Origin of the sequence: Massilia sp. X63, from assembly GCF_041023745.1 — a bacterium.
GTDB lineage: Bacteria > Pseudomonadota > Gammaproteobacteria > Burkholderiales > Burkholderiaceae_D > Telluria.
On the sequence record NZ_JBFTEF010000006.1, the window covers coordinates 200205 to 215130 of the forward strand.

Here is a 14926-nt window from a genome sequence, read left to right on the forward strand (position 1 = left end):
GCGCTGCCGATGTCCGCGCTCCACGTCGTCGTCGTCACCATCGGCTCGGCCGGCGACCTGTTCCCCTTCACGCGGGTGGCGCTGGCGCTGCGCGACAGCGGGCAGCGCGTCACCATGCTGGGTCCCGTGCAGCATGCGCCCTTCGTGGCGCCGACCGGGCTGGCTTTCCACGGCCTGCCGGCCGACGAAGCGGTGCTCGACCATCCCGACCTGTGGCACCCGACGCGCGGACTGGCCGTGGTCTGGAACGCGACGCGCCCGGCGATGGCGCAAGTGCCTGCCTTCGTGGCCGCGCTGCCGCCAGGCGAACGCGTGCTGCTGCTGGTCCATCCGCTGGCCCTGCCCGAAGCGGACCTGTGCCGCGCGCGCCGTCCCGGCCTGAAAGTGGCGGCGGCTTACCTGGCGCCCTCGAACCTGCCCACCGTGCACGATCCGCTGCTGCTGGGACCGTACCCCGTGCCGCGCTGGGTGCCGCTGGGCCTGCGCCGGCGGCTGTGGCGGCGCCTGGGCGAGGCCCTGATCAATCCGGTGGCGCTGCCAAGCGTGAACGCGGCGCGCGCGGACAGCGGCCTGGCGCCGGTGGCCGACCTGATCGACTTCATCGTCAAGGTGCCGGACCTGTCGATCACCCTGTTCCCGGACTGGTTCGCGCCGACCCAGCCCGACTGGCCGCAGCCCCTGGCGCGGACCGGTTTTCCACTGTACGACCCGTCGCCCGAGGCCGAATTGTCGCCGGAAGTGGCGCGTTTCCTGGAAGAGGGGGCCAGGCCGGTGGTGTTCACGCCCGGCACCGGCAACCGCCAGGCGGCCGATTACTTCCGCTGCGCGCTGGATGCCTGCGCCCGGCGCGGCCGGCGCGCGATCCTGCTCACCCCGCACCGCGAGCAGCTGCCGGCCCAGCTGCCGACGCCGGTGCTGTGGCAGGACTACGTGCCGCTGCGCGCGTTGCTGCCGCACGTGGCTGCGCTGGTCCACCATGGCGGCATCGGCACCACGGCCGAAGCCTTGCGCGCCGGCACGCCCCAGCTGGTGGTGCCGCTGGCGCACGACCAGTTCGACAACGCGGCGCGGGTCGGCAGGCTGGGCGTGGGCGCCAGCCTGCGCGCCAGCCGTCTGACCCCGGGACGGCTGGCCCGGCGGCTGGCGGAAGTTGTTGACAATAAAGATGTGGCCGACGCCTGCCGCAGGGTGGCCACCCATGCCGCGCCGGCCGAGCTCGCGCCGCTGTGTGCGCGGCTCTTGTCTCTTGCGCAATGAACTGTTGGGAAGCGCACGGTCCGTTTCCCGCCGATAGGATGAAATAGGGTATCGACCTCACGATGCCGGGGAAGCCATGCGCAACAAGCAGCCGCAACACAAGCACGCGGACCACGACCAGTCACCCGCCGCCGGCGAAAGCCGGGTGGGCTACGTCCGGGTGCGCGGCGCCCGCGAACACAACCTGAAGAACGTCGACGTCGACATCCCGCGCGGTTCTCTCGTCGTGTTCACCGGGGTGTCCGGCTCCGGCAAGTCCTCGCTGGCCTTCGGCACCCTGTATGCGGAAGCGCAGCGGCGCTACCTGGAATCGGTGTCGCCCTATGCGCGCCGCCTGTTCCACCAGATGCCGGTGCCGGACGTCGACGAGATCGACGGCCTGCCGCCGGCGGTGGCCCTGCAGCAGCAGCGAGGCTCGCCCACCGCGCGCTCCTCGGTCGGCAGCGTCAGCACCCTGTCGAATTCCCTGCGCATGCTGTATTCGCGCGCCGGCGACTATCCGCCGGGGCAGGAACTGCTGTATGCCGAATCCTTTTCGCCGAACACGCCGGAAGGCGCCTGTCCGCAGTGCTCGGGACTGGGGCGGGTCTATGAGGTCACCGAGCAGTCGCTGGTGCCGGACGACTCGCTCACCATCCGCGAGCGCGCGGTGGCGGCCTGGCCGCCGGCCTGGCACGGCCAGAACCTGCGCGACATCCTGGTCACCATGGGTTACGACGTCGACACCCCCTGGCGCGACTTGCCGAAGAAGGACCGCGACTGGATCCTGTTCACCGACGAGACCCCGACCGTGCCGGTATATGCCGGCCTGACGCCCAAGGAGACGCGGGCGGCATTGCGGCGCAAGGACACGCCGAGCTACCAGGGCACCTTCGCCGGGGCGCGCCGCTACGTGCTGCAGACCTTCGCGAATACCGAAAGCGCGTCGATGAAGAAGCGGGTGGCGCGCTACATGGTGAGCACCGAATGCCCGCTGTGCCGCGGCAAGCGCCTGCGCCAGGAGGCGCTGTCGGTGAGCTTTGCCGGCATCGACATCATGGAACTGTCGCGCCTGCCGCTGGCGCGGCTTGCCGATCTCTTGGCACCCTATGCCGCCGGCAGCGCGAACACCGACAAGACCCGTGCCAGGGAGCACCCGGAACAGATGATCGTCACCCAGCGCATCGCCCAGGACCTGTGCGCGCGCCTGCGCGTGCTGCTCGACCTGGGCCTGGGCTACCTGGCGCTGGAGCGCAGCACGCCGACCCTGTCGCCGGGCGAACTGCAGCGCCTGCGCCTGGCGACCCAGGTGCGCTCGAACCTGTTCGGCGTGGTCTACGTGCTCGACGAACCCTCGGCCGGCCTGCATCCGGCCGACACCGAAGCCCTGCTCGACGCCCTGGCCCAGTTGAAAAGCGCCGGCAATTCGCTGTTCGTGGTCGAGCATGCGCTCGACGTGATCCGGCGCGCCGACTGGATCGTCGACGTCGGTCCGCAAGCGGGCGAGCAGGGCGGGCAGGTGCTGTACAGCGGCAAGCCGGACGGTTTGAAAAAAGTCGAAGCGTCGCAGACGCGGCGCTACCTGTTCGACGAGGCGCCGCTCGAACTGCGCCCGCCGCGCCAGCCGAGCGGCTGGCTGCGCCTGGAAGGCGTGCGCCGCAATAACCTGGACGGGATCGATGCGGCCTTCCCGCTCGGCGTGCTCACTGCCGTGACCGGGGTGTCCGGCTCCGGCAAATCCAGCCTGGTCAGCCAGGTGCTGGTGGAGCTGGTCGGCGCCGCGCTCGGCCAGGGCGCGCCGGAAGCCGAGGCGCTTGATGCGGACGAGCCCGGCCTGGAGCAGGAGACGGCGCTACCGCTCGAAGGCCGGATCGTCGCCGGCATGGAGGGGATCCGGCGCATGGTGCGGGTCGACCAGAAGCCGATCGGCCGTACCCCGCGTTCCAACCTGGCCACCTATACCGGCCTGTTCGACCAGGTGCGCAAGCTGTTCGCTGCCACCCCCGATGCGAAGAAGCGCCGCTACGACGCCGGCCGCTTCTCGTTCAACGTCGCCAAGGGGCGCTGCGAACACTGCGCGGGCGAGGGCTTCGTGATGGTCGAACTGCTGTTCCTGCCCAGCGTGTATGCGCCGTGCCCGACCTGCGAGGGCGCGCGCTACAACGCCAAGACCCTCGAGGTCCGCTACCGCGGCAAGAACATCGCCGAGGTGCTGGGCATGACGGTGGGCGAGGCGATCCGCTTCTTCGAGGGCGAGGCGCTGGTCGAGCGCTCCCTCGAAGTGCTGGCCGAGGTGGGCCTGGATTACCTGCGCCTGGGCCAGCCGGCCACCGAGCTGTCGGGCGGCGAGGCGCAACGCATCAAGCTGGCGTCCGAGCTGCAGCGCACCGGACGCGGCAACACCTTGTACGTGCTGGACGAGCCGACTACCGGCCTGCATCCGCGCGACGCCGACCGCCTGGTGCTCCAGCTGAACCGCCTGGTCGATGCCGGCAACACCGTGATCGTGGTCGAGCACACCATGCGCGTGGTGGCGGGCTGCGACTGGGTCATCGACGTCGGCCCGGGGGCGGGCGACGAAGGCGGCAAGCTGATCTGCGCCGGGCCGCCGGAAGAGGTCGCGCGCTGCAAGGCCAGTCGTACGGCGCCCTACCTGAAGGCCCATCTGCCATAAAGGATGCAAGACGGCGGCGCCTGCAACTTGGTTTCTGCCAGGACAATTGCCATGTCTTCGACGCATTCAATTGTGTGACCGGAAACCGGGTCCATACGTTACACTTAGGATATTTTTTTCCTAACTTTCCGTCACGTATGACCGGCCCAAGCATCGATAATTCAGAATTTCGCCGCATCCTGACCCGCAACGTGGCCCTGCCGCTGGGCCTGAGCGTCATCACGGCGATCGTCTTCGTCGGCATCATTGCCTACCTGATCAGCGTCCTGAACCGGGTCGAGCACTCGGAGCGGGTGATCGGCAATGCCCAGGAAGTCAGTAAGCTGACGGCCGATATGGAAGCCGGCATGCGCGGCTACCTGCTGGCCGGCGACGAAGGCTTCCTGTCGCCCTACCTGCTGGCGCTGCAGCGCATCGAGAGCGGGCTGCAGAACATGGCCGAGATGGTGGCGGACAGCCCATCCCAGGTCGAGCGCGTCAAGCGCATCCAGGCCGCGCAGATGCAGTGGAAAGCCTTTGCCGCCGAGATGGTCGAGCGCCGCCGCCGCAACGATCCGGCCTACATCGACGCCGTGCGCAGCGGCCGCGGCAAGATCCTCACCGACGACATCCGCCGCACCTACGACGATTTCCTCGACGTCGAACGCCGCCAGCTGCGTGACCGCAACGACGAGGCGCGCAGCGTCACGACCTGGTCGGTGGCTTCCTTCCTGCTGCTGAGCCTGCTGGTAGGCGGGGGCCTGGCGCTGTTCGGCCGGCGCCAGCTGGTCGCGCTGTCGAATTCCTACCAGGAGACGCTGGAACACGAAGCCGAGCACAATGCCCAGCTGCGCCACCAGGACTGGCTGCGCGCGGGACAGACCGAGCTGGCCGGGCTGAGCGCCGGCATTCATTCGCTGGAACCGCTGGCCGAAGCGGTATTGAACTATCTGGTGCGCTACCTGGACGGCGCGGTGGCCGCCATGTACGTGTACGGCGAGGACGGCGTGCTGCGCCGCATCGGCGCCTACGGCTTCGCCTTCGACAGCAGCGACGACGCCCAGGTCATCATGCCGGGCGATTCGCTGGCCAGCCGCGCCGCCATCGACAAGCGCGTCCTGGTGCTGCACGACCTGCCCGACAGCTATATCAAGGTGGGCTCCGCGCTGGGCGCATCGGCGCCGCGCGAACTCCTGATCGCGCCGGTCAACAACCACGGCAAGATCAAGGGCGTGATCGAAATCGGCTTCCTGCACAAGGTGGAAGCGCGCGACCGCGAGTTCATGGAGCTGATCGCTCCGAGCGTGGGCGCCTCGATGGCGGCGGTGCTGTACCGCCTGCGCCTGCAGCACGCGCTGGAAGAGACGCAAACCCTGAACGAGGAGTTGCAGGTGCAGCAGGAAGAGCTGCGCACCGCCAACGAGGAGCTGGAAGAGCAGTCGCGCGCGCTGGAAGAATCGCAGACGGCGCTGGAGAACCAGCAGTCCGAGCTGCGCGCCACCAACGACCAGCTGGCCGAGCAGGCGCTCAACCTCGACATGAAGAATGCGGCCCTGACCGGCGCCCAGGAGCAGCTGCGCCAGCGCGCGCTCGACCTGGAGCGCGCCAGCCGCTACAAGTCCGAATTCCTGGCCAATATGTCGCACGAGCTGCGCACGCCGCTCAACAGCTCGCTGATCCTGGCCAAGCTGCTGGCCGATAACGCGGCCGGCAACCTCAACGAAGAGCAGGTGCGCTTCGCCCAGACCATCTACTCGGCCGGCAACGACCTGCTGCACCTGATCAACGACATCCTCGACATCTCGAAGGTCGAGGCGGGCAAGCTCGAACTGGTGCCGGAAGAAGTGCCGGTGCGCCGCATGGTCGAAGGCCTGGCGCGCAGCTTCGAGCCCCTGGCGCGCCAGAAGTCGCTCGACTTCAGCGTCGTCATCGCGCCGAACGTCCCGATGGCGATCACCACCGACCGCCAGCGCGTGGAACAGATCCTCAAGAACCTGCTGTCGAACGCGGTGAAGTTCACCGACAGCGGCAGGGTGGCCATGAACGTCAGCGTCACGCCGGAAGGCTGGGTCCAGTTCGGCGTGGTCGACTCCGGCATCGGCATCGCTCCGGACCAGCAGGACAAGATCTTCGATGCCTTCCACCAGGCCGACGGCACCACCAGCCGCCGCTTCGGCGGCACCGGCCTGGGCCTGTCGATTTCGCGCGACCTCACCAGCCTGCTGGGCGGCACCCTGACCGTGTCCAGCAATCCGGGCGAGGGCAGCCTGTTCACCCTGAGCCTGCCGTGCAGCGGTGCGGTGTCCGCCGCGCCGCCGGCGGCGCCGATGCTGGCGCCTGCCCAGGCGGCACTGCCGGCGATTGCCGCGACCCCGGCGCCCACCAGCGCCCCGGCGTCGGTCGAACCGGCAGCCACCTTCCCGGACGACCGCGACCAGCCGGCCGCCGCGTCGGGGGCATCGCGTACCGTCCTGGTGATCGAGGACGAACCGGAGTTCGCGCGCATCCTGTTCGACCTGGCGCATGAACTCGACTACCGTTGCCTGGTTGCCCTCAGCGCCGGCGAGGGCCTGGCGCTGGCCGCCAGCCAGAAACCGGACGCGGTGCTGCTCGACATTCGCCTGCCGGACAGCTCCGGCCTGTCGGTGCTGCAGCAGCTGAAGGACAATCCGGCCACCCGCCACATCCCGGTGCATATCGTCTCGAGCATGGAGAACGGCGGCGAGGCCCTGCACCTGGGCGCGATCGGCTATGCGCTCAAGCCCACCAGCCGCGAGCAGCTGGAAGAGGTGTTCCGCAAGCTGCAGGAAAAGTCGAGCCAGAAGATCAAGCGCGTGCTGCTGGTCGAGGACGACGAACGCCAGCGTGAAAGCGTGGTCCAGCTGATCGCCGACACCGACGTCGAGATCAGGGCGGTCGGCCTCGGCGGCGACGCCCTGGCCCTGCTGAAGGAGCAGATCTTCGACTGCATGATCATCGACCTGAAGCTGCCCGACATGCAGGGCGGCGAGCTGCTCGAGCGCATGGCCGGCGAAGAACTGTGCTCCTTCCCGCCGGTGATCGTGTACACCGGCCGCAACCTGACGCGCGACGAAGAGGCCCAGCTGCTCAAGTACTCGCGCTCGATCATCATCAAGGGCGCCCGTTCGCCCGAGCGCCTGCTGGACGAGGTGACGCTGTTCCTGCACAAGGTCGAGAGCGAGCTGTCGTCGGAACGCCAGACCATGCTCAAGGCCGTGCGCGGGCGCGACCGCGTGTTCGAAGGGCGTACCATCCTGCTGGTGGACGACGACGTGCGCAACGTGTTCGCGCTGACCAGTGCGCTGGAGTCGCGCGGGGCCAAGGTCGAGGTGGGCAGGAACGGATTCGAAGCGCTCGACAAGCTCGACCAGGTTCCAGGGATCGACCTGGTGCTGATGGACGTGATGATGCCGGGCATGGACGGCCTGGAAGCGACCCGCCGCATCCGCGCGGACGGCCGCTTCGACCGCCTGCCGGTCATCGCGATCACGGCCAAGGCCATGAAGGACGACCAGGAACAATGCCTGGCGGCCGGCGCCAACGACTACCTGGCCAAACCGATCGACCTGAGCCGCCTGTATTCGCTGCTGCGCGTGTGGATGCCTGCACTGGAGCGTATTTGAGCATGTCGACGAATCCGACCAATCCCATGGTCCCGCCAGCGCCGGACGACTTCGACATCGAGCTGAAGATGCTCATGGAAGCGGTCTACCTGAAGTACAACTACGACTTCAGGGAGTACACCGGCGCCTCGCAGAAGCGCCGCATCCTGGTGGCGATGCGCGAGATGGAATGCGATACCGTCTCGAGCCTGCAGGCCAAGGTCATGCATGCGCCGGACGGCTTTGCCCAGCTGCTGCAGTACCTGACGATCCCGGTCACCGAAATGTTCCGCGACCCCGAGTACTGGCAGGCGCTGCGCGAGCACGTGGTGCCGTTCCTGAAGACCTATCCGTCGCTGAAGGTCTGGGTGGCCGGCTGCAGCACCGGCGAGGAAGTGTATTCGCTGGCGATCCTGCTGCAGGAAGAAGGACTGCTCGAGCGCACCATCATCTACGCCACCGACATCAACCCGGAATCGCTGGATGCGGCGCGGCGCGGCGTATTCCCGCTCGACCGCATGCGCACCTATACAGAGAATTACCAGAAGGCGGGCGGGAAGGGCGCGTTCTCGGACTATTACACGGCTGCCTACAACGGCGCGCTGTTCAACCGGGTGCTGGTCGAGAACGTGACCTTCGCCGACCACAGCCTGGCGACCGACAGCGTGTTCTCGGAGACGCACTTCGTCAGCTGCCGCAACGTGCTGATCTACTTCAACCGCAAGCTGCAGGACCGCGTGCTCGGCCTGTTCCACGAATCGCTGTGCTACCGCGGATTCCTGGGCCTGGGCAGCAAGGAGAGCATCGAGTTCTCCAGCTATGGCGAGCGCTTCGACGTGCTGTCGCGGCGCGAGCGCATCTACCGCAAGGGGGTGGCGTGACCGTGCCACGCGCTGCGCCGGAGCAGGTCGCGCAGGCCCTGCGCGGCCGGCGCACCGAGCTGGTCGTGATCGGCGGCTCGGCCGGCGGCGTCGATGCGCTGTTCCAGCTGCTGCCGGAGATACCCGCCGACCACCGCGCGGGCGTGGTCTGCATCCTGCACGTGCCGTCCGACCGCGACAGCCGCCTGGCCGAACTGTTCGAGCTGCGCGCCGCGCTGCCGGTGCGCGAGGCGCGCGACAAGGAGCGGATCGAGCCCGGCGTCATCTATTTTGCCGGCTCGGGGTATCATCTGTCGGTCGAGCGCGAGCGCTGCTTCTCGCTCAGCTGCGAGCCGCCGGTGCAGTTCGCGCGCCCGGCGATCGACGTGCTGATGGAGTCCGCCGCCGACGCCTACGGCCCCCTGCTCGCCGGCATCCTGCTGACCGGCGCCAACCATGACGGCGCCGCGGGCATGTGCCGGATCCGCGAGCGCGGCGGCCTGACCGTGGTGCAGGACCCCCTTGAAGCGCAGGCCAGCGCGATGCCGGAGGAAGCCATCCGCCGCTGTGCCCCCGATCTCGTGCTGCCCCTGTCCGGTATCCGGGCACTGCTTCCCATGCTGAGGAACCCATGAGCGTCCAAGACCCAAGCAAACTCCTGATCGTCGACGACCTGCCGGAAAACCTGCGCGCGCTCGACGCCCTGATCCGCGGCGAAGGGCGCCTGGTCTACCAGGCTTCGTCGGGCGACCACGCGCTGGCCTTGATGCTCGAGCACGATTTCGCGCTCGCCATCCTCGACGTCCAGATGCCGGGCATGGACGGCTTCGAGCTGGCCGAACTGATGCGCGGCACCGAGCGCACCCGCAACATCCCGATCGTGTTCGTGTCGGCCGCCGGGCGCGAACTGAACTACGCCTTCAAGGGCTACGAGAGCGGCGCGGTCGATTTCCTCTACAAGCCGCTCGATTCGGACGCGGTGCGCAGCAAGGTCAACGTGTTCGTCACGCTCGACCAGCAGCGCCGCCAGATGCAGCGCCAGATGGCCGCGCTCGAGCGCAGCCGCCAGGAGCAGGAAACCCTGCTGCGCGAACTGAACCAGACCCAGGAAGAGCTGCAACGCTCGCTGCGCATGCGCGACGAGTTCATGTCGCTGGTGGCGCACGAACTGCGCACCCCGCTCAACACCCTGTTCCTGGAAGCCCAGATGCGCAGCCTGCAGCTCAAGCGCGGCACGCTGGGCGCGATCAATCCGGACCAGTTCGAAGCCATGATCCGGCGCGACGAACGCCAGATCAAGTCGATGATCCGCCTGATCGACGACATGCTCGACGTCTCGCGCATGCGCAGCGGCCAGCTGTCGATCCGCCCGGGCCAGGTCCAGCTGATGGACCTGCTCGAGCGGGTGGTCAGCGACCTGTCGCTGCAGGCCAGCGCCACCGGCTGCAAGCTTTCCCTGAACCCGCACCCGCCGGTGGAGGGGTGCTGGGACGAGTTCCGCATCGAGCAGGTGGTGGTGAACCTGCTCACCAATGCGCTGCGCTACGGCGGCGGCCAGCCGGTCGAAGTGAGCGTGCAGTACGCCGGCGACACGGTCAGCATCCACGTGCGCGACGAGGGCAAGGGCATCGCCCCGAGCGACCTGGAACGCATCTTCGAGCCCTACGAACGCGGCGCGCGCAACGGCGAGCCCAAGGGCCTGGGGCTGGGCCTGTACATCTCGCGCCAGCTGGCCATCTCGCATGGCGGCGAACTGCGCGTGACCAGCAAGCCGGGCGAAGGCTCGACCTTCACCCTGGTGCTGCCGACCTGCCGGCAGACCGAGCCGGCGGTCAGCGCCGTCTAGCTTCCGGACCGCAATCGAAGCACGGGTTGCACGCCGCTGTCATTTCGTCCACACTCACGGATCGCGCCGGTCTGCCGGCGCGGTGAGCCCCCGCGAGGGGCAAGCAATACTTGATTGATAGTTAAAATCTATTGTGAGTATCGCGTCAATCAATTTCACAAAAGACGTCCAGGTCGGTACACTGGTGTCTATCAAATCTTTAACCACCCGAAAACAGGAGATTACATGTCCCTCATCAACACCCAGATCAAGCCGTTCAAAGCCACCGCTTACCACAACGGCAAATTCATCGATCTGACGGAAGAGAACTTCAAGGGCACCTGGTCGATCCTGATGTTCTACCCGGCCGACTTCACCTTCGTCTGCCCGACCGAACTGGAAGACCTGGCTGCTTTCCAGCCTGAATTCGAAAAGATGGGCGTGAACGTCTACGGCGTGTCGACCGACAGTCACTTCGCGCACAAGGCATGGCACGACACCTCGGACGCCATCAAGAAAGTGAACTACCCGCTGATCGGCGACCCGACCGGCACCCTGGCACGCAACTTCGAAGTCATGATCGAAGAAGAAGGCATGGCGCTGCGCGGCACCTTCGTGATGAACCCGGAAGGCCAGATCAAGGTCATGGAAGTGCACGACAACGGCATCGGCCGCGACGCATCGGAACTGATGCGCAAGGTCAAGGCTGCCCAGTACGTCGCTTCGCACCCGGGCGAAGTGTGCCCGGCCAAGTGGACCGAAGGCGCTGAAACCCTGACCCCGTCGCTGGACCTGGTCGGCAAGATCTAAATAGCAGTTCGGTAGTACTGTCCCGGGCCGCCGTGGGCGGCCCGGTGCATTTCAGGGATCCATATCCGATCCCGGGCACCGCCATATACTCAAACAACAACGTCATAGTCGAGGAAAATATCATGCTGGACGCAACCCTCAAGAAGCAGTTGCAAGCCTATCTGGAAAAAGTGGTGCAGCCGATTGAGCTCGTTGCATCGCTGGATGATTCGCCGAAGGCGCGCGAAATGGATGAACTGCTCCGCGAAATCGCCGCGTTGAGCGACAAGATCAGCGTGCGCAACGACGGCAACAATGCCCGCAAGCCCTCGTTCTCGATCAAGCGCGTGGGCACCGACATCGCCGTGGATTTCGCCGGCATCCCGCTGGGCCACGAATTCAGCTCGCTGGTGCTGGCGCTGCTGCAGGTGGGTGGCCACCCGATCAAGCTGGACCAGGCCGTCATCGACCAAATCAAGAACCTGGACGGCGACTACGTATTCGAAACCTTCATCTCGCTGAGCTGCCATAACTGCCCGGAAGTGGTGCAGGCCCTCAACGCAATGTCGGTGATCAACCCGCGCATCAAGGTGGTCGCCATCGACGGCGGCGTGTTCAAGAGCGAAGTCGAAGCGCGCCAGATCATGGCGGTACCGATGATGTTCCTGAACGGCCAGCACTTCGGCCAGGGCCGCACCAGCGTGGAAGAGATCCTGTCGAAGATCGACACCAATGCCGGCGCCCGCAAGGCGGCCGAGCTGAATCAGAAAGACCCGTTCGACGTGCTGATCGTCGGCGGTGGTCCTGCCGGCGCGGCCGCGGCGATCTACGCCGCCCGCAAGGGCATCCGCACCGGCGTGCTGGCCGACCGTTTCGGCGGCCAGGTGCTGGACACGCTCGCCATCGAGAACTTCGTCTCGATGAAGGAAACCGACGGCCCGAAATTCGCCGTCGCCCTGGAAGAGCACGTCAAGCACTACGACGTCGACATCATGAACACCCAGCGTGCCAACAAGCTGGTCGAAGGCAAGCTGATCGAGGTGCACACCGAGACCGGTGCGGTGCTCAAGTCGAAGTCGGTGATCATCGCCACCGGCGCCCGCTGGCGCGAGATCAACGTGCCGGGCGAGCGCGAGTACCGCAACAAGGGCGTGGCCTATTGCCCGCACTGCGACGGTCCGCTGTTCAAGGGCAAGCGCGTGGCCGTGATCGGCGGCGGCAACTCGGGCGTGGAGGCGGCGATCGACCTGGCCGGCATCGTCAAGGAAGTGACCCTGATCGAATTCGGCGCCGAACTGCGTGCCGACGCGGTCCTGCAGCGCAAGCTGTACTCGCTGAAGAACGTCACGGTGATCAAGTCGGCCCAGACCACCGAGATCCACGGCGACGGCCAGATCGTGGACGGCCTGTCGTACAAGGACCGCAACAGCGGCGAACTCAAGCGCGTTGACCTGGAAGGCGTGTTCGTGCAGATCGGCCTGGTGCCGAACGCCGAATGGCTGAAGGGCACGTTGGACCTGTCGGCGCACGGCGAGATCGAAGTCGACGCCAAGGGCCAGACCTCGGTGCCGGGCGTGTTCGCTGCCGGCGACGTCACCACGGTGCCGTTCAAGCAGATCGTGATCGCGGTGGGCGAGGGCGCCAAGGCCTCGCTGGCGGCCTTCGATTACCTGATGCGCCTGCCGGTCGAGGAAGAACAAGCGAAAGCTGCGTAATGGAAGAGCGGGCTTTCCACCCGCTTGCCAACAGAAAAAACGCCACGTCCCATGCGGGAGGTGGCGTTTTTATTTACCGGTGCTGCAGGACGCGGCTCCAGTAAGCGGTGGCGATCCCGCGCAGCGCAAGCGTGCGCAGGCATCGGCGAAAGATGCTTTATGATCAATGAAACGCGACCAGCAAGGCGCCGGTGAGCGCCTCGGTCTCGAGCAGCAGCCAGGTGGCCGCACTGGCCAGTGCCAGGTGGACTGCGGTCCAGGTCATTGGATGGTGGCGTGCCATGATGAGACTCCCTGATCGATGAAATCGTAGTGGTGATGGAGCCATCTTAAAACCCGGACCCGACAATAAACATCGGCAAAACCTCCGTGGGTTTGTAGGAATAAACCTTGTGACATTGTCACGACGACTTTGGGGCGCTCATCTGGTTGAGCTCCTACGCCGGAGCTAGGCGGCGTCCTATAGTTCGCGGCAGGCGGCGGGCATAGAGTAGCTCCCATCATGACCCGACACGAACCCAAACTCCTGCACCGCGGCCTGCTTGCCGTGCGTCGCAATACCATCCGTCGCCTGCTGCGTTCCGTCTTCGGTATCGAGCAGCTGCGCGAAGGCCAGCAGCACGTCATCGACAGCGTCCTGGACGGCAAGGACACGCTGGCGATCATGCCCACCGGCGCCGGCAAGTCGCTGTGTTACCAGATTCCCGCCAAGATGCTCGAAGGGATCACCATCGTGGTCTCGCCCCTGATCTCCCTGATGAAGGACCAGCTCGAAAAGCTGGAAGAGCTGGGCATCCGCTCGGTGCAGGTCAACAGCAGCCTGAACGCCGAGGAAGAAGCGGCCGCCCTCGAGGCGATCGCGGGCGAGGCCTGCGAGATCGTGTTCTGCACGCCCGAGCGCCTGGTCTCGCCCGAGTTCATCGCCGTGCTCAGGCAGGTGACCCTGGACATCGTGGTGGTCGACGAGGCGCACTGCATCTCGCAGTGGGGCCACGACTTCCGCCCGGCCTACATCGGCCTGTCGGCCGCCCTCGACGCCCTCGGCAGGCCGCCGGTGCTGGCGCTGACCGCCACCGCCACCGAGGACGTGGTGGCCGATATCGGCAAGCAGCTGGGCCGCAAGCTGAACGTCATCAACACCGGCATCTATCGTCCCAACCTGCACTACAGCGTGGTGCAGGTCACCAACCCGCAGGAAAAGCTGTCCCGGGCCTTGACGCTGGTGCAGGAGACCGAAGGCGTCGGCATCGTCTATGCCGCCACCGTCAAGGTGGCCGAGGAGATGCTGGCCGTGCTGGAAGAGGCCGGCGAATCGGTCACCCTCTACCACGGCAAGCTCGCAGCCGCCGAGCGCAAGCACAACCAGGACATGTTCATGAACGGCGAGCGCCGCGTCATGGTGGCCACCAATGCCTTCGGCATGGGGATCGACAAGCGCGACACCCGCTTCGTGATCCACCTGCAGATCCCGGCCAACCTCGAGTCCTATTACCAGGAATCGGGGCGCGCCGGACGCGACGGCCTGGACGCCAGGTGCACGCTGCTGTTCCTGCAGGACGACAAGCGCATCCAGCAGTTCTTCCTGGTCAAGCATTACCCGACCGCGGCCGAGCTGCAGGTGGTCTACAACACGGCGTGCGAACTGGCCGCCGAGGGGCCGCTCACTTGCGAGCGCCTGGAAGAGGTGCTCGAGGAGGCGGGCGACGCCAAGCTCAAGGTCTGCCTCAAGCTGCTCAAGGACGCCAAGCTGCTGCGCCAGAACCGCAAGCTCGAGTTCCTGGTCGCGAGCAAGGCGCCTGAACCGGGAGTGTTCGGCAAACTGGCCGAGGTCTATGTCCAGAAAGCTGAACGGGAACGCGAGGCGCTCGATCAGATGGTAGGCTATGCGGTAAGCGGTTTTTGCCGCTGGAAGTTGTTGCTGGACTATTTCGGTGACACGGTCGCGGGCTTCGAGAAGTGCTGCAAGTGCGATAACTGCCTGAACCCGCCGGCCGCGCTGCTCGAGGACATCGCGATCCGCGACGACGAATTCGAGCGCGAGCCGGCGCCCGCGCCGAGCGGCCCGGTGTTCGAGGCCGGCGCGCGCGCCAGGGCGCCGAAGTACGGTGAAGGCACGGTGACCGCCGTTGCCGGCGACCAGGTGACGATGGAATTTGCCGACCAGGAGCAGCCGCATACTTTCCTGGCAAGTTATCTCGAGCCGGTGTAAGGCTCGCACGACACGA

Annotated in this window: 9 protein-coding genes; all 9 read left to right on the top strand. The window is 66.5% G+C overall.

What is annotated here, in order from left to right; genetic code table 11:
• The first annotated feature begins 9 nt into the window (after positions 1 to 9).
• The 9 genes from AB3347_RS14325 to AB3347_RS14365 all read left to right on the top strand — a co-directional run bounded on the left by AB3347_RS14325 (position 10) and on the right by AB3347_RS14365 (position 14910).
• On the top strand, positions 10 to 1257 hold the full coding sequence (locus tag AB3347_RS14325; protein ID WP_369092480.1) for a glycosyltransferase: 1248 nt from the start codon (positions 10 to 12) through the stop codon (positions 1255 to 1257).
• Positions 1258 to 1333: 76 nt separating this feature from the next.
• Positions 1334 to 3910, top strand: coding sequence for an excinuclease ABC subunit A (locus AB3347_RS14330; protein ID WP_369092481.1), 2577 nt, complete (start codon positions 1334 to 1336; stop codon positions 3908 to 3910).
• A 137-nt stretch (positions 3911 to 4047) separates the two neighbouring features.
• Entirely contained in the window at positions 4048 to 7533 is a 3486-nt protein-coding gene (locus AB3347_RS14335; RefSeq protein ID WP_369092482.1) for a response regulator, read from the top strand.
• Between the two features lie 2 nt (positions 7534 to 7535).
• Positions 7536 to 8393 (top strand): protein-glutamate O-methyltransferase CheR, encoded by an 858-nt coding sequence (locus AB3347_RS14340; protein WP_369092483.1) that lies wholly within the window; start codon positions 7536 to 7538, stop codon positions 8391 to 8393.
• Positions 8390 to 9007: a chemotaxis protein CheB gene (locus tag AB3347_RS14345; protein WP_369092484.1), complete on the top strand. Its 618-nt coding sequence runs from the start codon at positions 8390 to 8392 to the stop codon at positions 9005 to 9007. Before AB3347_RS14340 ends, AB3347_RS14345 begins: the two co-directional genes overlap by 4 nt.
• Positions 9004 to 10218 carry an ATP-binding protein gene (locus AB3347_RS14350; protein ID WP_369092485.1) on the top strand — a complete coding sequence of 405 codons (1215 nt, stop codon included), beginning with the start codon at positions 9004 to 9006 and terminating at the stop codon, positions 10216 to 10218. Before AB3347_RS14345 ends, AB3347_RS14350 begins: the two co-directional genes overlap by 4 nt.
• Before the next feature lie 225 nt (positions 10219 to 10443).
• Positions 10444 to 11007 (top strand): alkyl hydroperoxide reductase subunit C, encoded by a 564-nt coding sequence (ahpC, locus tag AB3347_RS14355; RefSeq protein WP_224942955.1) that lies wholly within the window; start codon positions 10444 to 10446, stop codon positions 11005 to 11007.
• 122 nt (positions 11008 to 11129) lie between these two features.
• Positions 11130 to 12701, top strand: coding sequence for an alkyl hydroperoxide reductase subunit F (gene ahpF, locus AB3347_RS14360; RefSeq protein WP_369092486.1), 1572 nt, complete (start codon positions 11130 to 11132; stop codon positions 12699 to 12701).
• A gap of 502 nt (positions 12702 to 13203) precedes the next feature.
• On the top strand, positions 13204 to 14910 hold the full coding sequence (locus tag AB3347_RS14365) for an ATP-dependent DNA helicase RecQ (RefSeq protein ID WP_369092487.1): 1707 nt from the start codon (positions 13204 to 13206) through the stop codon (positions 14908 to 14910).
• Positions 14911 to 14926 lie beyond the last annotated feature (16 nt).

Excerpts from the sequence above, each read along its gene's own strand:
- AB3347_RS14325 (WP_369092480.1), top strand. The coding sequence starts at position 10 with ATGTCCGCGCTCCACGTCGTCGTCGTCACCATCGGCTCGGCCGGCGAC.
- AB3347_RS14330 (WP_369092481.1), top strand. The coding sequence starts at position 1,334 with ATGCGCAACAAGCAGCCGCAACACAAGCACGCGGACCACGACCAGTCA.
- AB3347_RS14335 (WP_369092482.1), top strand. The coding sequence starts at position 4,048 with ATGACCGGCCCAAGCATCGATAATTCAGAATTTCGCCGCATCCTGACC.
- AB3347_RS14340 (WP_369092483.1), top strand. The coding sequence starts at position 7,536 with ATGTCGACGAATCCGACCAATCCCATGGTCCCGCCAGCGCCGGACGAC.
- AB3347_RS14350 (WP_369092485.1), top strand. The coding sequence starts at position 9,004 with ATGAGCGTCCAAGACCCAAGCAAACTCCTGATCGTCGACGACCTGCCG.
- ahpC (WP_224942955.1), top strand. The coding sequence starts at position 10,444 with ATGTCCCTCATCAACACCCAGATCAAGCCGTTCAAAGCCACCGCTTAC.
- ahpF (WP_369092486.1), top strand. The coding sequence starts at position 11,130 with ATGCTGGACGCAACCCTCAAGAAGCAGTTGCAAGCCTATCTGGAAAAA.
- AB3347_RS14365 (WP_369092487.1), top strand. The coding sequence starts at position 13,204 with ATGACCCGACACGAACCCAAACTCCTGCACCGCGGCCTGCTTGCCGTG.